This is a genomic window from Micromonospora sp. NPDC050795 (assembly GCF_044456785.1).
Classification (GTDB): Bacteria; Actinomycetota; Actinomycetes; order Mycobacteriales; family Micromonosporaceae; genus Micromonospora.
Map to the genome: position 1 here is coordinate 116,501 of NZ_JBITGE010000019.1, position 18,905 is coordinate 135,405.

At 70.5% G+C, this 18,905-nt stretch carries 16 protein-coding genes; 7 read left to right on the top strand and 9 right to left on the bottom strand.

The annotated features are described in order from the left end of the window. Positions 1 to 153 precede the first annotated feature (153 nt). Together ACIBEF_RS18665 and ACIBEF_RS18670 are read right to left on the bottom strand one after the other, a co-directional pair. Positions 154 to 636, bottom strand: coding sequence for a class I SAM-dependent methyltransferase (locus ACIBEF_RS18665; RefSeq protein WP_396794486.1), 483 nt, complete (start codon positions 634 to 636; stop codon positions 154 to 156). 288 nt (positions 637 to 924) lie between these two features. Further along, positions 925 to 4,155 carry a S8 family peptidase gene (locus tag ACIBEF_RS18670; RefSeq protein ID WP_396794487.1) on the bottom strand — a complete coding sequence of 1,077 codons (3,231 nt, stop codon included), beginning with the start codon at positions 4,153 to 4,155 and terminating at the stop codon, positions 925 to 927. Between the two features lie 181 nt (positions 4,156 to 4,336). On the opposite strand from ACIBEF_RS18670, the gene ACIBEF_RS18675 reads away from it, so the two are divergent. Both ACIBEF_RS18675 and ACIBEF_RS18680 read left to right on the top strand, forming a co-directional pair. Then, the gene (locus ACIBEF_RS18675; RefSeq protein ID WP_091396991.1) at positions 4,337 to 4,837 is read left to right on the top strand and encodes a sigma-70 family RNA polymerase sigma factor; all 501 of its coding nucleotides are present in this window, start codon (positions 4,337 to 4,339) and stop codon (positions 4,835 to 4,837) included. Next, the gene (locus tag ACIBEF_RS18680) at positions 4,830 to 5,525 is read left to right on the top strand and encodes a hypothetical protein (protein ID WP_396794488.1); all 696 of its coding nucleotides are present in this window, start codon (positions 4,830 to 4,832) and stop codon (positions 5,523 to 5,525) included. The genes ACIBEF_RS18675 and ACIBEF_RS18680 overlap by 8 nt, the downstream gene beginning before the upstream one ends. Before the next feature lie 64 nt (positions 5,526 to 5,589). Here ACIBEF_RS18680 and ACIBEF_RS18685 read toward each other — a convergent pair whose 3' ends face one another. After that, a complete protein-coding gene (locus ACIBEF_RS18685) occupies positions 5,590 to 6,252 on the bottom strand; it encodes a hypothetical protein (RefSeq protein ID WP_396794489.1) in 663 nt (220 codons plus the stop codon). A gap of 340 nt (positions 6,253 to 6,592) precedes the next feature. Between ACIBEF_RS18685 and ACIBEF_RS18690 the strand changes: the two genes are divergently transcribed. From ACIBEF_RS18690 to ACIBEF_RS18700, 3 genes are all read left to right on the top strand, one after another. Further along, positions 6,593 to 7,651, top strand: coding sequence for a HupE/UreJ family protein (locus ACIBEF_RS18690; RefSeq protein ID WP_396794490.1), 1,059 nt, complete (start codon positions 6,593 to 6,595; stop codon positions 7,649 to 7,651). Between the two features lie 144 nt (positions 7,652 to 7,795). Next, a complete protein-coding gene (locus ACIBEF_RS18695; RefSeq protein ID WP_396794491.1) occupies positions 7,796 to 9,775 on the top strand; it encodes a fibronectin type III domain-containing protein in 1,980 nt (659 codons plus the stop codon). 89 nt (positions 9,776 to 9,864) lie between these two features. Then, positions 9,865 to 10,932 (top strand): WxL protein peptidoglycan domain-containing protein, encoded by a 1,068-nt coding sequence (locus tag ACIBEF_RS18700; RefSeq protein ID WP_396794492.1) that lies wholly within the window; start codon positions 9,865 to 9,867, stop codon positions 10,930 to 10,932. 12 nt (positions 10,933 to 10,944) lie between these two features. Here the strand turns inward: ACIBEF_RS18700 and ACIBEF_RS18705 are convergent, their stop codons facing one another. Beyond that, positions 10,945 to 11,679, bottom strand: coding sequence for a YoaK family protein (locus tag ACIBEF_RS18705; RefSeq protein WP_396794493.1), 735 nt, complete (start codon positions 11,677 to 11,679; stop codon positions 10,945 to 10,947). 199 nt (positions 11,680 to 11,878) lie between these two features. Here ACIBEF_RS18705 and ACIBEF_RS18710 point away from each other — a divergent pair, with 199 nt between their 5' ends. Then, positions 11,879 to 12,850: a zinc-binding alcohol dehydrogenase family protein gene (locus ACIBEF_RS18710; RefSeq protein ID WP_396794494.1), complete on the top strand. Its 972-nt coding sequence runs from the start codon at positions 11,879 to 11,881 to the stop codon at positions 12,848 to 12,850. Positions 12,851 to 12,854: 4 nt separating this feature from the next. Here ACIBEF_RS18710 and ACIBEF_RS18715 read toward each other — a convergent pair whose 3' ends face one another. From ACIBEF_RS18715 to trpS, 5 genes are all read right to left on the bottom strand, one after another. Continuing rightward, on the bottom strand, positions 12,855 to 13,445 hold the full coding sequence (locus ACIBEF_RS18715) for an HAD family hydrolase (protein ID WP_396794495.1): 591 nt from the start codon (positions 13,443 to 13,445) through the stop codon (positions 12,855 to 12,857). A gap of 16 nt (positions 13,446 to 13,461) precedes the next feature. Beyond that, the gene (locus ACIBEF_RS18720; RefSeq protein ID WP_387351803.1) at positions 13,462 to 14,718 is read right to left on the bottom strand and encodes an RNA polymerase sigma factor; all 1,257 of its coding nucleotides are present in this window, start codon (positions 14,716 to 14,718) and stop codon (positions 13,462 to 13,464) included. A 2-nt stretch (positions 14,719 to 14,720) separates the two neighbouring features. Further along, a complete protein-coding gene (locus tag ACIBEF_RS18725; RefSeq protein ID WP_355005149.1) occupies positions 14,721 to 15,068 on the bottom strand; it encodes a YciI family protein in 348 nt (115 codons plus the stop codon). Between the two features lie 86 nt (positions 15,069 to 15,154). Beyond that, the gene (locus ACIBEF_RS18730; protein WP_396794496.1) at positions 15,155 to 16,351 is read right to left on the bottom strand and encodes a low temperature requirement protein A; all 1,197 of its coding nucleotides are present in this window, start codon (positions 16,349 to 16,351) and stop codon (positions 15,155 to 15,157) included. Positions 16,352 to 16,454: 103 nt separating this feature from the next. Next, positions 16,455 to 17,513 (bottom strand): tryptophan--tRNA ligase, encoded by a 1,059-nt coding sequence (gene trpS, locus ACIBEF_RS18735; protein ID WP_396794497.1) that lies wholly within the window; start codon positions 17,511 to 17,513, stop codon positions 16,455 to 16,457. A 427-nt stretch (positions 17,514 to 17,940) separates the two neighbouring features. Here trpS and ACIBEF_RS18740 point away from each other — a divergent pair, with 427 nt between their 5' ends. After that, on the top strand, positions 17,941 to 18,195 hold the full coding sequence (locus ACIBEF_RS18740) for an SCO4848 family membrane protein (protein WP_355004402.1): 255 nt from the start codon (positions 17,941 to 17,943) through the stop codon (positions 18,193 to 18,195). The last annotated feature ends 710 nt before the right edge of the window (positions 18,196 to 18,905 follow it).

Sequence of the window (18,905 nt, forward strand, 5' to 3'; positions counted from 1 at the left end):
CGGCGGGTTTGTCCACGGGCCGCCGCCGGTCCGGGGGGGGTGGGTGCCCCGGGTCGCTCTGCCAATGTTAACACCCGCGCCTCCCCGGAACGGGCGGGCTCGGCGTCACGCCGAGCCCGCCCGGCTCATGTCAACGCTGCGGTCAGCCCAGGCTCACCGGATCGGTGTGCCGGTGACACAGGTGAGCACCTGACCCTGACCACGGGTGGCGCTCGACGTGGTCGTGGCGAAACCGTGGGTCTGGAGCAGTGCTTCGGTCGCGGTGAGGTTCGCGGTGGCGTGTGCTTCGGTGGGTCGCTCGCCGAAGACGTAGAGCCGTCCTCCCGGCGCCAGCAGGCTGCGTATCCGGGCGATCTGCTGCGCCGCCTCGCCCAACCAGAAGAGGCTGACGTTCACCGCGAAGATCTTGGTGAAGTGGCCGGTCGGTAGGTCGGCCGACTCGAACCCTGCTCGCCGGATCTCGGCCCTACCAGCGTCGATGTGGCCCAAGTTCCGTTCGGTCGCGAGCCGCACCATCGTCGCGGCGCGGTCGATGGCGACGATCCGGCCGGTGGTGAGTTGGCCGGCGACCAGGGAGACGGCTGCTCCCCGACCACAACCGATCTCCAGCACCCGGTCGTCGGGCGTGACGGCCATTGTCTGCACCGCCCAGCGCTGCCGATGGGCGGGCGTCACCCGACTGGGTTCGTCCGCCGCGGGCGTTCCGCCGCTGGACGAACCCGGATCGCGGGCCGAAAGAGTGGACCTCAAGACGTCACTCGCCGGTGCCTTCTGCTCACACCTCTGATTCCACCCTGTCAGCGGAGTCGGTGCACCGTGTCCTCGGTCACCGCGCCGGAACGACAGCCGCGACAGCGATCAGTGCAGGTGATGAAGGTCCGGGGCGGCGGCTCCAGCCGCCGCCACCCCGGACCGGGCGATGCGTCAGGCGATCCGGTACGCCCGCTGGATCGTCTGGGTGACCGTGTTGCAGGCGGTGTCGGTGGCGGTCAACCGCAGCGAGACGAAACCGGCCCGTCGTGGGTGACTGATCAGCGCGACGTTCCGGATCACCGGCAGGGCGACCCACGTCCGGCCGTCGTCGAACGACGCGGACACGCCGAGCGTGCGGTTCGGCGCTGCCTTCGAACCGGCCTGCCGGTCCAGCGCCACCGGGATCGTCATGGTCCGGCCGGTCCGTGCCGTGTTGGTGTCGTCGAGCACGGGCGTCGGGCGGGCCGTGGTCAGCGGCAGCCGTTCCGGCGACGTGGTGTGCGCCGAGGTGAAGGTCCAGGCCACCGAGACCGACGTCGACAGGGTGTCGGGTGCGCCTCGGGTGGCGGTCGCCTCCAGCCGGTAGGTGGCCTTTGCGGCGGGCACCGCGAAGTCGGCCCATGGGCTGTCCGAGGTGCCGATCTCCTTACCGTCGCGCAGCAGCCGGAACCGCACCGGCTGGTCGTCGCGGCTCGCGGGGCGACCGGTCGCGTCGCCGAACAGGGGCAGCGACGCAATCGAGATGGTGTCGCCGTCGCGGCCCGCGTACCCCAGGGGTGACAGGGTCGGTGCCTGGGTCACGGAGGGCCCGAAGGGTGCCGCGTTCCAGGTCTGGCTGTACGTACGCCCCGACCTGAAGGTCGAATCCTGCGTCGTGAGGTTGTCCCCCTCGACGAACGTGGACGTCCAGACGATGCCGCCGTCGGTGTTGTAGTACTCGGTGCCCTTGAACGGCAGGTCGACAGGCGTGTTCGACCCGATCGGGCCCGAGCCTCCGGGAGCCGACGCGCGGTGGAAACGGGTGGCAGTCGCTGCCGTGGACTGGCTGCGGTAGGTCGTCCTGACCGTGGCGAGGTTCTTCGGTGACAGCTTCCTGGTCAGGCCGGTGAACATCTCGCCCCTGCCGACGTACGCCAGGTCGTAGGTGTAGGGGCTGTTGCGGAAGGTGCCGTCCCTGCCCGGTCGGGCGAGCCCGACGCCCAGCGTCGAGGTGAACTCGGGTGCCGCGACGGCGGGCCCGAGCCGGCCGAAGAAGACGTCGGCGAGGGAGACTCCGCTGAGTTGGACGCCCGGGTAGCGCATGCCGTCGTCCCAGTTGGCGCTCACGTTGATCGAGATCGGCGCGGCGTCGTGCTGCGGCACTGTCAACGCGACGGGCTTGGCGTTGCGGGCGTCGACCGCCTCGGTGATCGGGCCGCGTACGTCCAGGACCGGCTGCGCGAGCAGTGTCGACACGGCACCCTCGTGGATGGTGCTGTACAACGCGTACCGCCCCTTGGGCAGCCGCAGGACGCCGCCGCCCGGTGTCGCGGGGAGGGTGCTGAACTCGCCGGTGGTCAGGTTCGCCGCCACTGTCGTGTACTCGGTGGCCGGTTTGCCGTCGCGGCCGGTGTGGTTGAGCCGTACGTCGTAGCTCTCGATCTCACGGTTCAACGCGAAGGGCGTCCTTACCCGCAGGTCGCCGGCACCGGTCGCGGTCAGCGCGCCCTGGTAGACGCCGTCCGGGGCGTCCACGCGGGTGTCCACCGTGATCGTCGCCTCGGCCCGACCACCGGCCGGCACCACCAGCGTGGCCGGGCTGACGGTGAGCATGCCGGCCGGGGCCGGAGCGATGGCCAGCGTCAGGGTGACCGGTGCGGTGCCCGTGTTGCGGTAGCCGACGACCTGGGTGATCGGGCTGTCGTCGGCGTGCGGCCACCGCTGCACCGGAAAGTCGATGGCGGCGATGTCGGTGGCGACCGGCTGGGCGACCGCGCGGGCGATGTCCACCCGGCCGGCGCCCTGCTCGTAGATGGTGTCCTCGCCGGTCGGCTTGGCCGAGTCCATCAGGGCGGCCTTGAGCTGCGGCCCGGTCCAGTCCGGGTGCTGGCCGGCGAGAATCGCGGCGGTGCCGGCAACGTGCGGGGTCGCCATCGACGTACCCGACATGGTGGCGTAGTCGCCGCCGGGGGCGGCGGCAACGATGTCGACGCCCGGAGCGCTGATCTCGGGCTTGATGTGGTTGTCGCCGACGCGTGGTCCCCGGCTGGAGAAGTAAGCCCGCTGGTCGTCGGCGTCCACGGCGGCGACGGCGAGAGCGTCGTCGGCGGAGGCCGGCGAGGAGACCGACTTCGGCTTCCCCTCGTTGCCGGCCGCGACCACGAACAGGGTGCCGTACCGGTGGCTCAGCTCCTGGACCGCTGTCTCCAGCGGGTCGAGGCCGGGTGCGTCGTCGCCGCCCACGCTCAGGTTGACCACCCGGGTCTGCGGCGCGAGCCACTGCATGCCGGTGATGATGTCCGAGTCCTGGCATTCGGTGGTGGCGCAGACCTTGCCGACGAGCAGCTTCGCCCCCGGTGCTACCCCGCGGTACCTCCCGCCGGAAGCGGCGCCGCTGCCGACGATCGTCGATGCCACGTGGGTGCCGTGGCCGACCGAGTCGCCGGGGTCGTTGCCGCCGGTGAAGTCCCGGACCTCGGCGAGGTGGCCGGCGAAGTCGGGGTGGCTGGCGTCGATCCCGGTGTCCAGCACGCCGACGGTGACGCCGGTGCCGTCGAAACCTGCCTGCCACGCCGCCGGGGCACCGATCTGCGGCACGCTGCGATCGAGGGAGACCTTGCGCTTGCCGTCCAGCCAGATGTGGGTGATTCCGGTGGTGAGGGTGCGCGCGGACGGCGTACCACTGGTGAGTGACGTCCAGAGCTTCACCCGGTCGTCCCGGTCCGCGCGGACCGCGAGCGCGTGCGCGGCCGGGAGATCGGCCCGCACCCGGCCGGCACCCCCGGTGGTCGCGGTCCGTGCCCGCGCCGCCATGTTCTCGGGGTACGCGACCAGCAGCGGCAATTCGGCTGCCCGGTCGTCGTAGCCGAACTCGCCGAGCGTGCTGAGGTCGAACAGGCGTCGATCGAGCCGTCCGTCCCGCACCAGCGGCATCGCGTCCACCGGGATGACGTACTGGTGACCGTCTTCCCGGTTGCTCACGAACCGCATGCCGGCCCGACCCGGCCCGCGCTGGATCTGCGGACGCCCCGCCGCGTCCAGCGAAACCCGGTCACCGGTGATCAGGGTGAAGGTTCCGTGGGTGCCGGGGGCCGTGGCCGCCGGCGTCTCCTGCGCGTTCGCCGGTTGGGCGATCAGGCCCGCCGCAACCAGCGCGGTCGCGAGTACGCCGGCTGTCAGGGCGCGTCGTTGCCGTCGTCGCACATCGTCCTCTCCGCCACGGGCGTCTCCCGGGTCGGCACGATGACGCCTGACCAGGCCGTCAGGTTGATCACCCTGGTGTGACAGAGGCCACAATCGCGGCCCGCGCCGACGTGACCGGTCCACCGTTGCGAGTTCCATGCGGCGGTGACCAGGGGACGAGGCAGGGGAGGGCGCCGGTCGGATGCGTGACGCCGAAGAGTTCGACGCCCTCTACGCGGCCTGTGCGGGTCGGGTCGTGGGTCACGTGTACGCGCTCACCGGCAATCGCGCCGAGGCCGAGGACGCCGTCGCCGAGGCGTTCATGCGGGCCTGGCAGCGGTGGGCGACGGTGCGGGAGACGGACAGTCCGGAGGCATGGGTTCGCCGGGTGGCCTCCCGGATCGCGGTGAGCAGTTGGCGCAAGGCGTTCAACCGGGTACGCGCACACCGCCGGGCCGCTGTCGACCAGGGCGTGCCCGGACTGAACGAGGACCACGTCGCGCTGTTGCAGGCGCTGCAACGGCTGAGTGCCAACGAGCGCCGGGCCGTCGTGCTGCACCACCTCAACGACCTCAGCGTCGCGGAGGTGGCAGCCGAGATGCAGGCCCCCGTCGGAACCGTGAAGACGTACCTCGCCCGTGGTCGGAGAGCGATGGCCGGGTTGCTGACCGATGCGCACCAGGAGGAGACCTCCCATGGCTGATCCGCGCGACGATCTCACCGCGATCGTGGACGAGGTCCGGCGAGTCACCACCATGCCGGGGGCACAGACGTTGCGGCACCGCAGCGACCGGCGTCGGCGACGCCGGACGGCCGTCCGTGCAGCGGGGCTGGCCGTGGTGGCCCTCGCCGCCGGCACCGCCCTGGTGCAGGTGCGCGACACCGTCGAGACGCCCGGCGTCGGCCCGGCCACCCAGGCCGCACCGCCGGTGGTCCCGTCCGCGACCGCCTCGGCGGGTCCGCAGGAGATCCTCGGTGGTCGGCGGCAGGTCCAGATCGTGCTGCCGGGCATGCGCGGGGCCACGTTGGCGATCGACCGCGACGGCGATCAGGTCCGGGCAACCACCGAACAGGGCATCGACGATCGGGCCCTGTGGGTGCTGCGCTCCGAGGGCGACAGGTACCGGATCCTCCTGGCCACCGGTGCCGACGCGATCTGCATGACCGTCGTGCACGACGCCGCGCCGGGCAGCGTACGCGGGCGGGCGTGTGATGCCGCGGCCTCGACGCAGCTCTTCCGGATCGATCAGGTGCCGGACGGCAGCTACTCGGTCTTCCAGGGCAAGCGCTACGTCCAGGTGGTCGATGGCACCAACGCCCTGGTTCCCGACCTGCCCGAGGGCCTGACCACCACGTACGAGTTCCTGGATCGCGGCCCCGCCCCGCGCTGAACCCGTCCGGGTCGACGCGGGGCGCGCGTGCACGGGGCCGGATCGGGGACGGCCAGCCCGGCCGTCAGAGCCAGACCACGAGCCCGGTCAGGTCGTTGAGGACCGCGGCCACGCCCGCCCGGATGGCCGACGCGCACCGGTCCGCGGTGAACGAGTTCGGGTCGTACGTGGAGGACATCCCGAGCCCTTCGCCACGGAACGACGCGCCGTCCCAGTCGACAGCCGTGAGGTTGTGGGTGGGCTCGGCGAGTTCCGCGCCGACCACGAGGAACTTCTCGTCCAGGTGGTTCGGGGTGACCAGCGCGAGCCCGTCGATGAGGTCGTTGCCCGCGCTGACGATGAGGTCCGGGCCCATCTCCATCGCCTTGGCGATGCTGGGAACGGTGTCGTGCGCACTGCCGACGTAGATGGTCCTCAGGTCGACGTGCTCGTCGTCGGCCCACTCCTCGACCGCCGTCACGAGGGCCTTGGTCGGGTTGTCCGTACCGCTGGTCAGCAGGACGACCCGGTAGTCCTTCGGCGGGTGGACGTCGGCCCACGAGCCGGGCCGCGGGGTGATCGTCGCCTCCGGCGCGGGCTTCGTGGAGGGGTCGACGAACCCCGGGCCGAGAGTGCCGAGGGCGCTGGGCGCCGGACGTGGCTCGGACCAGTCGTCGCTGGAGTTGCAGGCGGAGACCAGCGCGGCGGTCGCGGCCAGCATGGCGACGGCCCGAAGCGGGGGGCGCAAGGTGATCGTCCTCCGGGTGGTGGCGGAAAGTGCGCGTACTTCTTCGTATTCCTATCTCAATTCCGTTCACCGGTAATCGGTGGGCGGTCGTTCGGGGAAGTTGTTCTCCGGCGGTTCGTCGGTGCGCGGGTTGGCGTTCACCCACGACATGCAACGTGCACTGGCCAACCGAGGGAGTCGAATGTCAGGCCGCATCCGTCGTGCCGTTATCGTCGCCGCTGTCGGATTCGCCGCAGCGGTGGTTCCGTTTCTGGGCGCCGAACCGGCGTCCGCGCACGGCTTCTCGTCGACTGTGTACGCGAAAATTGCGGCGGGAGATGAGGGTCACATTCGGACCGGTGTGGAGCTCGAATACGACCTCCTCGTCGTGTCCGCCGCGGATGCCGGCGACGACGACCCGCTCTTCCAGGCGGGAACCGCCGCGTTCGAGACGGGCGACACCGCCGCCCAGGCCGCCGCGCTGCAGGGTCACGCGTCGGCGGTTCTCCGGTACGTCTCCGACCGGTTCGCGGTGACTTCCCGGGGTGCGGACTGCCGGGCTGCCCAGGTGGGTGACGCGACGATCGGCGAGCGCGAGGGCGTGCCGTACGCCGACCTGCTGCTCGACTGGACCTGCCCGGAGCGGGTCGACGAGCACGTGGTGCGCAGCGGCCTCTTCCCGGATGGTGAGGGCTACGTCAAGGGCACGAAGACGATCGTCACGTACGAGATCGACGGCCGCTCGGGCAGTGCCGCGCTCGACGCCGCCAACCCGTCCTTCTCGACGGCGCAGACCTGGTACGAGCGGTTCGGCGAGTTCTTCCTCCTGGGCGCCGAGCATCTGCTGACCGGGATCGACCACATCCTGTTCCTGCTGGCGCTCATCGCCGGGTCCCGGCGGCTTCGGGAGATCGTGCTCGCGGCCACCAGCTTCACGCTGGCGCACTCGGTGACGTTCATGCTCGCCGCGCTCGGCCTGGTCGAGGTGCCGGCGGTGGTCGTGGAGCCGATCATCGCGCTGTCGATCGCCGTCGTCGCCGGGTGGCACCTGTGGGGAATCTGGCGGCGTGGTGAGCACGCGGCTGACCTGGAGACGGCCGGGCGCGGCCACTTCAGCCTGGATCGGGCCGGCTGGATCCGCCTCGGCGTGGTGTTCTGCTTCGGCCTCGTGCACGGCCTCGGCTTCGCGGGCGCCCTGGGTATCGACGAGGCGTGGTCGTGGACCCTGTTGTGGTCGCTGCTGGTGTTCAACGTCGGCATCGAGGTCGTTCAGTTGACAATTATCGCTGTCGTCTTCCCGCTGCTGTTCGTGCTGCGCCGTCGTGCGCCGAAAGCCGGCCTCTGGGCGACCGGAGTCGTTTCTGCGGGCGTGTCCACTATGGGGCTGATCTGGTTTGTGCAGCGCGTTTCTGGATCATGAGCAGGGCTAAGTAGTTCGTGAAGTGCAGTCTTTCGCAAGATCACGTTCATGATCGGTTCATCGGGCGGCGAAAGCGTGGAATTGCTTCCCCAGCGTCGGGTGAAGGCACAATCCATTTCTCTATTTGAAAAGGGAACAATGTCGATGACATTGAGCACCTCGACACGGGCCTCCGCGCTCGTGCGGCGGCGCCTGGTCGCCGGGGTCGCAGCCGGGTTCCTCGGTCTGGGCGCGGCCCTCGGCACTGGCCTGACGGCCACCGCGAGCGCGGCCGAGTCCACCACGATCAGCAGCGTGATCCTCGGCGTCGGCGCCAACGAGACCCAGCGCATCGTGACCTGGTACTCCTCGGCCGACACCGCGCAGAAGATTCAGCTCGCCCCGACCGCCGAGATCGTCAACGGCGAGTTCCCGGCCGGCGCGGTCAGCTTCGACGCCGTCGGCGCGGCGAACACCTCCACCACCGGGTTCAACCGGCACGCCACGATCAGCAACCTGCGCGAGAAGACGGCGTACTCGTACCGGGTCGGCGCCGAGGGCAGCTGGTCCCCGACGTACGCCTTCAAGACGCAGGACTTCGAGGGCGACTACGACTTCCTCTTCTTCGGTGACCCGCAGATCGGCTCGTCCGGCGACCGGCTCAAGGACCAGGCCGGCTGGGAGGACACCCTGAAGGTCGCCACCGCGGCCAACCCGAACGCGGAACTGCTGGTCTCCGGCGGCGACCACGTCGAGTCCGCCAACGACGAGGGTCAGTGGACCTCGTTCATGGCCCCCGACCAGCTGCGTCAGTACCCCGTGGTCGCCACCATCGGTAACCACGACGTCGGCGGCAAGTCCTACGAGCAGCACCACTTCACCCCGAACACCGACCGCACGGCCCCGTACTACGACAACGGGAACCCGGCGGGCACCAAGTCCGGTGGTGACTACTGGTTCGTCTACAAGGACGTGCTGTTCATCGACATCAACAGCAACAGCTACAAGCTGCCGACCGACGGCAGCAACGCCGGCGACGCCGCGCACGTCTCGTACATCACCGACGTGGTGAACAAGCACGGCTCCGAGGCCAAGTGGAAGGTGCTGGTCTACCACCACTCCATCTACTCGCCGGCCAGCCACGCGACCGACACCGACAACAAGCAGCGCCGGGAAGACTTCACCACGGCCTTCTCGAACCTCGGCATCGACATGGTGCTCCAGGGCCACGACCACAGCTACTCGCGCAGCTACTCCATCAAGAACGGCCAGAAGGAGAACCCGGCCGAGAAGCCGGGTGCCGCGGATGTCTTCCCCGGCCCGGGCGGCGTCATCTACGTGACCGCCAACTCGGCCTCCGGCTCGAAGTACTACGACATCAAGAAGCCGGACGCCACCGGTACCGGCATCAAGGGCAACGGCCCGGACCCGCTGGACCCGAACAAGTACTGGTACAACTCGGTGCAGAACCAGGAGCACGTCCGCAGCTACGTCAAGGTGCAGGTGCGCGGCGACAAGCTGGTCCTGGCGAACGTGCGCAGCGGCACCTGCGCGGCACCGAACGCGTCGGTCGAGGCCGGCCTCTCCTGCGTCAACACCCCGGAGGGCCAGCCGGTCGGCTCGATCGTCGACAACGTGACGGTGCACCCGTTCCACGGTGACGGTCAGGCCATCCAGGTCAACGTGCCGAACCCGGCCCCGGGCGAGTTCGGCTGGACGATCGACGGCTACAACGGTCTGGTCGACCTGGGCACCGCGCAGGAGCGCAACGGCACCTACTTCCAGGCCAACGGCAAGATCAACCCCATCCTCGTGTCGGACAGCCGCCGGTCGCTCGCCCCGTGGTCGATCTCGGCCAACGTCGGCGACTTCTCCGACGCCGACAAGACGTTCTCCGGCTCCTACCTCGGCTGGAACCCGTACGTGCTCGACGCCGGCGCGGGTGCCGAGGCCGGTGCCCCGGTCCTGTCGTCGCTCGACGACCAGGGCAAGGGCCTCTCGGTCTCCAGCGCGCTCGCCGCGGCCGCGCAGGGTCACCCGCGTGGCGGCGCCAAGCTCGGCGCCGACCTGGATCTGAAGATCCCGGACAGCATCGCGAAGGGCAGCTACCGCACCACCCTCACGATCACTGCGCTGAGCAGCTGACCGAACGGATCCATGCGGCGGGGTAGGCACCTTCGGGGCCTACCCCGCCACCCATTGCACCCCTCCCAAGATCACCTCAAGGAACTGACATGTACCCGCCCGTAACGCGCTGGAAGACACGCCTCCGTACGACAGCACTGTCCCTGCTCGCCGTCGTCGCGGCCGTCGGTGTCGGTGCCGGTCCCGCCCTGGCGGCGGACGGCAACGTCGCCTGGACGGTCCGGACGGCCTCCAACGGCTACGGCGAGGCCAGGTCCAGTTACAGCTACAACGTCAACCCGGGCGGTGCCGTCGAGGACGCCATGGTCGTGGCCAACCGCGGCCCGGGGCCGCTGACCCTCACCGTGTACGCGGCCGACGGCTTCACCACCGACGCCGGCCAGCTCGACCTGCTCACCAGGGACAAGAAGTCGATCGCGATCGGTGCCTGGGTGAAGCCGAACGCCGGCAGCGTCGTGATCCAGCCCGGAAAGACCGCCCAGGTCCCCTTCACGGTCGACGTTCCGCGGAACGCCACGCCCGGGGACTACGTCGGCGGCATCCTCACCACGCTGACCCAGGCCGACCAGGCTGAGGGGATCAACGTCGACCGGCGCCTCGGCATCCGGATCAAGCTGCGGGTGGGCGGCGAGCTGAAACCGAATCTCGCGATCGAGAACCTCCACGTCACGTACGCCGGACCGACCAACCCGTTCAGCAAGGGTGACGCCACCATCACCTACCAGGTCCACAACGTCGGCAACGCGGCCCTGTCCGGGAAGCAGGCGGTTACCGTCTCGGGCCCGTTCGGCCTGCTGCGGGTGCGGGCCGAGGATGTCGCCGCGCCGCCGGAGCTGCTTCCGGGTGAGAGCTGGGACGTGTCGGTGCCCGTACACGGGGTGGCTCCCGCCATCTCGCTGGCCGCGACAGCGACCCTGACACCCCTGCTCACCGACGCCTCGGGCTCCACCACCTCGCTCAAACCGGTCCAGGTCACCGCGCACGGCTGGGCCCTGCCCTGGATGCTGTTGCTGGTGCTCGTCGTGCTGATCGCCGTGCTCGTCGGGGCGTACCTGTACCGACGCCGTAACCGGGCGCGGAGCAAGGCGCGCGAGGACGCCCGCGTACGCGACGCCGTCGAGCAGGCGCTTCGGGGCCCGGAGCCGCAGATCTCCTGATCACGGCACTGGTCACCTTGGCTGGCTTCGGCCGGCGGCGGTTCTCGCCCGCTGGGTCAGGCCGATCGCGAACGCGATCACGGCGATCACTAGCACCGCCGCCGGCACGGATGCCAAGTTCGGGGCCGTACGCAGCACCACGGTGCCGAGCCCGGCGCCCACCACCAGCCCGGCCAGCCGGCCGATACCACCCACGTCGGCGAACCGGTGCGGGTCGACGACGCGACGCCGGACCAGCTCGGTCAGTGAGCCGGTCAGGTAGGTGGTCGATGCACCCCGTACGCCGGCAGCCACGGTGATCACGCTCTGGATGCCGCTCGACACGGCCGCCATCGCCAGCAGCACGAGCCCGAAGCCGTACCCCGGACGCGCCGAGCAGGCCAACCAGCCCACAGTGAAGCCGAGCAGCAGCACCGCCTCGGCTGACGTCACCAGCGCGCTACGGCGGTTCCAACCGGGCGGGGTGTGCCGCAAGGGCACCGTGGCGGCGGCCACGCCCACCGCGTACCCGCCAACCGCCACCACCGCCCCCGCGAGCGAGCGGGTGTCGGCAGTGGCGAGCGCGTGGCCGAAGTGCACCAGGTTGCCGGTGATCACGCTGGCGAAGTAGCCGTTGAGCTTCGTCAGACAGATCACGTCGAGGAAGCCGGAGGCCGTGGCCAGCGCCACCAGGAGCCAGGCCGTCGCCCGCGTCGACGGAGCGTTCACGATGCCCCTCCCGTCGGTCCTGCGGCCAGCGCTGCACACGGGTCCTCAACGTCGGATGTCCCAGCGCTGCGGACCCGGCGTGGCACGCGGACATTCCCGTGCCTGCCCCGGCTAGGCCCGCGAGGGAAGCCGAGCGTGGGCGTTCGTCCTTGTGGGTGAACGGCGCTCAGCTCCGGGCCACGCCTGTTCCCCAGCCGGCATGCTGCGACGGTGACGCCGGCACGGAGAGGGAATCCACATGGTTGACGGGGATCTGCCAGAGCGGATGCAGGCAGCGGCCTTCGACGAGTTCGGCGGGCCGGAGGTGATCACCCTGCGGAAGCTGCCGATCCCGCAGGTCGCCGACGACGAGGTGCTGATCAAGGTCTTGAGCGCCGGTGTCGGGGTGTGGGACGCGTACGAGCGGCAGGGCATGCTGGTGCCGGAGGGCTCGGCGCTCCCGATCGTGCCCGGCTCCGACGGTGCCGGAACCGTCGTCGCGGCCGGCAGCAAGGTGACCGGCCTGGCTGCGGGTGACCTGGTCTACGTCTCCGCCACCACGCGGCCGAAGGGCGGCCTCTACGCCGAGTACGCGTCGGTCAAGTCGGAGTACGTGGCGAAGGTGCCCGACGGTGTGCCCGCCCAGCACGCGGGTGCCATGCCCACCGACGCGCTGACCGCACTGGCCGGGCTCGACGCGATCAGCCTGTCGGCCGGCGCCTGGCTGCTGATCTTCGGTGCGAGCGGCGGTCAGGGCCACCTGGCCGTGCAGTTGGCGAAGCGGCAGGGGCTGAACGTGATCGCGGTGGCGTCCGGGGCGGACGGCGTCGCGCTGGTGACCCGGCTCGGTGCCGACGTGTCCCTCGACGGCCACGGCGACATGACCGACGTGCTGGCCCGGATCCGGGACGCCGCCCCGGGCGGGGTGAACGCCATCCTGGCGATGGCCGGTGGCGCGACGCTGGACCAGCTCACCGAGGCGCTGGCCGACGGCGGGGTGGTCGCGTTCGCCCACGGGGTGCGGCCGGAGCCGCAGGAACGGCCGGGCGTCACGGTCCGCGCGTACGACGGCGAATCGAGCCCTCGACAGTTGCAACGCCTCAACGAACTCATCGAGGCGGGGCCGTTCGTGGTGCACGTCGCGGAGAAGTTCCCGCTCGGCAAGGTGCGCGACGCGCACCAGCGCCTACAGACGTCGTACGCCGGCAAGCTCCTGCTGACGGTGGCCTGAGACGTCAGGGCGTGCGCTGTTGCGGCACGCGTACCGACGCCATGCCGGCCGCCGTCGCGGCCTGGATGCCCAGGTCGGTGTCCTCGAAGACCAGGCAGGACTCCGGGGGTACGCCGAGCTGCTCCGCCGCGAGCAGGAACGCCTCCGGGTCGGGCTTGGCCCGGCTGTAGTCGTCGGCGCAGACCAGCACGTCGAACCGGTCCAGCAGACCGAGCGCGTCCAGGGAGGCGGTGACCGACGCGCGGGTGCTGCCGGAGACGACGGCGAACGGGACCCGCCGGTGCGCGTCGTGGATGTGCGCCAGCACCTCGGGCACGGCGGCGAGCTGCGGCAGCAACTCCTGGTAGTAGCTCTCCCGGCGCTCGACGACGGCCTCCACCGGCATGGTGAGACCCTGCTGCTCGTTCAGGGCGACGATGATGTCGGCGGTGGGCCGCCCACCCCAGGCGTAGAAAAGGTCCTCGGGGAACTCGCAGCCCCACTCCTCAAGGGCCCGCTGCCAGGCCACATAGTGCAGCGGCATCGAGTCGACGATGGTTCCGTCGCAGTCGAACAGGTACGCGGCGAACGGCCCGGGAGGCAGAGGCAGACTCACCCGGGAAGGGTACAGCTCACTCGTTCGTGACGGCCCTCAGCTGGCTGAGCAGGTACGCGCGCTCCGGTTCGGTGCCGACCAGCGTCAACGCGCTGCGGTACGCGGCCGCAGCCTCGTCGTACCGGCCGAGCCGGCGCAGCAGGTCGGCCCGCGCCGCCGGATAGGGGTGGTAGCCGCGCAGCCGAGGCTCGTCGGCCAACTCGTCGAGCAGCGCGAGCCCCGCCGCCGGCCCGTCCCGCATGGCGACCGCGGCGGCCCGGTTGAGCGCCACGATCGGTGAGGGCACCAGGCCGAGCAACACGTCGTAGAGGGCCACCACCTGCGGCCAGTCGGTGCTGGCCACGTCGGCGGCCTCGTCGTGCAGCGCGGCGATGGCGGCCTGCACGCCGTACGGGCCGGGCGCTCGGCCGGTCAGCGCGACCACCACCAGGCCCCGCCCCTCCTCGATCATCTGACCGTCCCAGCGTCCACGGTCCTGGTCGTCGAGAAGGATCATGGTGCCGTCCGGTCCGGTACGCGCGTCCCGGCGGGCGTGGACCAGCAGCATCAGACCGAGCAGCCCGGCGACCTCCCGCTCGGCCGGCAACAGCCGACGCAGGATCCGGCCCAGCCGGATGGCCTCCTCGGCAAGGTCGATCCGTTGCAGATCCGGGCCGGAGCTGGCCGCGTACCCCTCGGTGAAGACCGAGTAGACGGCCTGGAGCACCGTGGGCAGACGACCGGGCAGCTCGTCGGGCCCCGGCACCCGGAACGGGATACGCGCGTCGCGGATCTTCCGTTTGGCGCGGACGAGTCGTTGGGCCATGGTGGCCGGCGGCACCAGGAAGGCCCGCGCGACCTCGGTGGTCGTGAGGCCGGCCAGGAACCGCAGGGTGAGTGCGCCGCGATCCTGCGCGGCCAGCGCCGGGTGCGCACAGGTGAAGAAGAGCGCCAACCGGTCGTCGGGCAGGTCGCGGTCCGCGTCGGCGGGCGGCGCGGGATCGGCCCGCTCGGCCTCCGCCTGGAGTACGGCGAGCCGGGTCGCCAGCACCCGGTCGCGACGCAGCCGGTCCACTGCCCGACGCCGGGCCGTGGTGAGCAGCCAGGCGCCCGGCCGGCTCGGGACGCCGTCGGTCGGCCAGTGCGTCAGCGCCGCCTCGATGGCCTCGGAGGTGACCTCCTCGGCCAGGTCGAGGTCACCGAAGCGGCGCACGAGAGAGGCGAGCAGCCGGCCGCGTTCCTCCCGGAACACCGCCTCCACCGACGACCCGACGGCTGCCCCCTCACCCGGCACTGTCACACCTGCATGTCGATCTCGAAGATCGGACGGACCTGGACCGATCCGGTGCCGACGGCTCCGGGGCTGCGGGCCGCCCACTCCAGCGCGGCGTCGAGGTCCGGCACGTCGATGACGTCGTACCCGCCGAGCAGCTCTCGGGTCTCGGCGAACGGCCCGTCGGTGATCGTGCGCTCGCCGTCCGGGTTGACCTGCACCGTGGTGCAGGTGGTCAGGTCCTGGAGGGGATGCCCGGAGACCCAGACCCCGGCGTCCTTCATCTCCCGGTCGTAGCGGATCCAGTCCTCGAAGCTGCACCCGTTGTCGACGACCTCTCCGTCAACCATGGGGCTCATGAACAGCAGCATGTACTTCACGTTTCGGCTCCTCTCGGTGCGGCGGGTCGCCGTACAGCATGACGACGAACGCGGGACGGGGATATCGACACGGCGCATCAGCTTTCTCGTGGGCGTTCGTCGCGACGGTCCATCCGACGCTCGAACCAGGTCACCGCGATCAGGAAGGCGGTGAGCAGGGCGAGTGCCGCGAGTGGCGGGAGGGAGCGGCCGATCGGCAGCAGCACCAACGGCAGGAGCGCGGCCACGACCTGCCCGGGGTACGCCGTGCCCACGGTCAGCCGGCGGAACGCCAACCTGCTCAGCAGGTAGAGGGCGGCACCGCCGTAGAGCGCGGTCGCGGCCTCCCAGCCGAGCCGGCCGGGGTGCGCGGACTCCTCGGTGAGCTGGGCGATCACCTCCTCGATACCGAGCGCGACGTAGATGGCGCCGATGATCAGCGTGGAGTGCCCGAGGCCGTACGCGTCGCCGGCGACGCGGGCCCGTCGCTCATCCGGCACGGTGCCGACCGCCTCCCGGGCGGCGGACGCCAGCCGATCGAAGTAGAGCCACCACAGGCAGACCGTGCTGGTGAGGCCGAGCAGAGCGGCCAGGAGGGCGGCCCCGACCGGTGCCATCGCCCTCGGGCCTGCGCCGGCGGAGATCAGGGACTCACCCAGCGCGATGATGAGCACCAGGCCGAACCGCTCACTGAAGTGGTCCACGCTGCGCAGTTGCCACGGCCGGAAGGTGGAGGCGAGCCGGGCACCCCCGATGTTCAGCAGGAACGCGACCGTCCAGAGCGCCGTCTGGGCCGTACCGCCGAGCAGGGCGCCGACGATCAGCGGTATCCAGCCCAGCACCACGGGCACGGCAAAGAACCGCAGCGTCGAGCGCAGTGGTGGGTTCGTCGCGCTCGCCAGGAATATGATCACGAGCTGCATGGCCCGGCCGAGCACGTAGGCCAGGGCGAGCGTCAGCGGCGTGTCGAACAGCTCCGGACCCTGCTGCCACGCGTCTGGCAACACCAGCGCGGCCACGAAGATCGCCGCCATCGCGACGAGGGTGAGGGCCCGGACCGGGCCGACGTCCGGTCGGACCAGATTTCCCACCCAGATGTACGGCGACCAGGAGTAGATCAGCAGCAGCAGGAGGAGCAGCCCCTGGGCCAGGGTGAGCGCGCTCGGTGAGGACGCCATGAACGTGATGGCCCGGGTGAGCGCGAAGACGAAGACCAGGTCGAAGAAGATCTCGAACATCGTGGTCCGGTGCGTCACCCCCGCCGGCACCGGACGAATGTCGAGAATCCTCCTCACCCTCGCATTCTGCGCCCTGGACCTCGCTGACGTCCGGATCCGCTGAGACCTCGATGGTGTCGCAGCGGACCCGGCGCACGTCGCCTACCGAACGCCCCCGGTCTCAGGTCGAGGCGTCCGTCCGGCGTCGGCTCCGCTCAGCCCGCCGCCGCACCTGCTGGTACGCGCCGGTCAGCCCCATCGCCCGGCGTACCTCGAGCACCGTCTGGCGTACCTCCTGACGGGTCCGTTCCGTACCCTCGACGATCAGTCGGTCGACCAGGCCCCGGTCGGCTTCGATCTCGGCCCGCCGCTGCCGGATCGGCGCCAGGAACCCCTCCAGCGCGACGATCAGCCGTTCCTTGACCTCCACGTCGCCCACCCGCCCGGCCCGGTAACGCCGGGCCAGGTCGGCCACCTCGTCGCGGTCCGGATTGAAAACCTCGTGGTACGCGAAGACCGGGTTCCCTTCCACGGTGCCCGGCACGTCGGCCCGCACCCGGTTCGGGTCGGTGTACATGCCGAGCACCTTGCGACGCACCGTCGCCGCGTCGTCGGAGAGCGCGATCGAGTTGCCCCGGCTCTTGCTCATCTTGGCGGCGCCATCGGTCCCCACCAGGCTCGGTGTGTCCGCCGGGATCAACTCGGGCACCGGGAGGACGGGGCCGTACAGGTGGTTGAACCGCCGGGCGATCTCCCTGGTCACCTCGACGTGTGCGGCGTTGTCCCGGCCGACCGGAACCACCTCACCCTTCACGCAGAGGATGTCCGCGGCCTGGAGCACGGGATAACCCAGCAGCCCGTACGGCATCTCCTCCTTGCCGGCGTCGCGGGCCATGTCCTTGAGTGAGGGCACCCGTTCCAGCCGGGGGACTGTCACCAGGTTCTGGAGGAGGGTGTTGAGGTCGCCGACCTCGGGGATGGCCGACTGGAGGTAGAAGGTGGCCCGGTCCGGGTCGACGCCGGCCGCGAGGATGTCGGTCACCATCTCGCGGGCGTTGCCGGCGACCTGGTCGATGTCCTCGCGGCGGTTGCGGGTGGTGAGCATGTGCAGGTCGGCGATGATGAAGAAACTCTCGTAGCGCCGGTGCAGCCGTACCCGGTTGGCGATGCTGCCGACGTAGTGGCCGAGGTGCAGGCGGCCGGTGGGCCGGTCCCCGGTGAGCATTCGTGCGACGGACATGGTGGTGCCTCTCGTATCCGAAGGTGGGTCACGCGTGGGCGCGCGCCGAGCAGGGCTGGCTCAGCCCTGCTCGGTCAGCGGGATCGACTCAGCGAGTCGCCCGCCATCGCGCGCCGGCGCGAAACCGCAGACCACCGGCACGGAGGACGTTCAGAAGTTGCTCACGGCCATCGCCGGAGCTGGTCGGGATCTCGGACACCGCACCGAGGGAGCGGCCGTCGACCAGGTCGACCGCCTCGGATGCGCAGTTGCCCGTCCGGACCACGGCCTCAGATTACCCGCGGGATGGCGCCGGGAGGCGGGAGGTAGCTGTCGGCGTAGTAGGCGCCGACGCGCCCGTCGCTCGCCTGCACCTGATAACCCCACGTGTGGCAGAGCGTCCGCGTCGCCGGCCCGCTGAGCTGGTGCGCTGGCATACTCGGCTGCCATGGTGCTGTCGCGAGGGTGGAGTCTCTTCCTGGTCGGAGTCGGTGTCTGGACCTGGGTGATCTGGCCGAGGTTCGCGGTGGCCATCTGGCAGGACCCGCGGTCCTGGGCGTCCGGCACGGTGGCCGAGGGTGCGGCCACCAGCTTCCTGTGGGTACACGCGCTGCTGATCGCCGCATCCCTGGCGATCGGCACCACCGCCGGTGTTCTGGGCGTCCGGGCCTGGCTCGCCGCTCGGCGGCGGCAGCCGTCCTGATCGCGCTTCCCGGCGGCCGTCCTGAATCGCCGCCGCTCCTGCGGATCAGGCCGCGCGACGCCCCCACTACGGATGGTCGCCGAGCCCTGGTGCCTGCGGAGCGGGTCTGACCTGGGGAAAGTGCTCAAACGAACGAATGTGACGCGCGCCGCTACCCGTGGATTTGACGATCAAACCCGCAGACGCGTAACTTTCTCTCTGCCAGCGCGGAACGGGGCAAACGGGACGAAAGTTCTAGAGCGCCGAAACGGGATGGCAACCGGGTCAAGCAGGGGTTCGCTCCTGGGAGACGCGGTCCGGGCGGGGCTCGCCGGATCGGCCGCGAGGCGGATTTGGTGCGGCGAAGCCGACCGGGTAAGGTTCACGACCGGCAGGGAACCGGGCGAGACTGCGGGAAACCGCAGCGGCCGGCCTGCCGAATCCGACGACCTGACGCAGCGGTTCGCTGCTGCGTGAGTGCGCCGGCGCTGACCCGTACGAAGCATGACAGACCGGGACACACGGTTTGACACGGCGAAGACGGTGAGGTAACGTAGTAAAAGTGCCCGGCGCGAGAGCGGCGGGGACGCAGTGCGAAAAGCCCCGGTTGGGGTTCCACTGAGGTGGGGCTTCTGGTCGGTGTGTGGTTGTTCTTTGAGAACTCAACAGGGTGCTTGTAAAGCCAGTGCCAATTATGATTTATACCCCGGACTGGTCAGTTTTTGCTGGCT

Bases quoted from the DNA above. Each gene is read 5' to 3' on its own strand.
- ACIBEF_RS18665 (WP_396794486.1), bottom strand. From the start codon at position 636: ATGGCCGTCACGCCCGACGACCGGGTGCTGGAGATCGGTTGTGGTCGG.
- ACIBEF_RS18675 (WP_091396991.1), top strand. From the start codon at position 4,337: ATGCGTGACGCCGAAGAGTTCGACGCCCTCTACGCGGCCTGTGCGGGT.
- ACIBEF_RS18680 (WP_396794488.1), top strand. From the start codon at position 4,830: ATGGCTGATCCGCGCGACGATCTCACCGCGATCGTGGACGAGGTCCGG.
- ACIBEF_RS18695 (WP_396794491.1), top strand. From the start codon at position 7,796: ATGACATTGAGCACCTCGACACGGGCCTCCGCGCTCGTGCGGCGGCGC.
- ACIBEF_RS18700 (WP_396794492.1), top strand. From the start codon at position 9,865: ATGTACCCGCCCGTAACGCGCTGGAAGACACGCCTCCGTACGACAGCA.
- ACIBEF_RS18710 (WP_396794494.1), top strand. From the start codon at position 11,879: ATGGTTGACGGGGATCTGCCAGAGCGGATGCAGGCAGCGGCCTTCGAC.
- ACIBEF_RS18725 (WP_355005149.1), bottom strand. From the start codon at position 15,068: ATGCTGCTGTTCATGAGCCCCATGGTTGACGGAGAGGTCGTCGACAAC.
- trpS (WP_396794497.1), bottom strand. From the start codon at position 17,513: ATGTCCGTCGCACGAATGCTCACCGGGGACCGGCCCACCGGCCGCCTG.
- ACIBEF_RS18740 (WP_355004402.1), top strand. From the start codon at position 17,941: ATGGTGCTGTCGCGAGGGTGGAGTCTCTTCCTGGTCGGAGTCGGTGTC.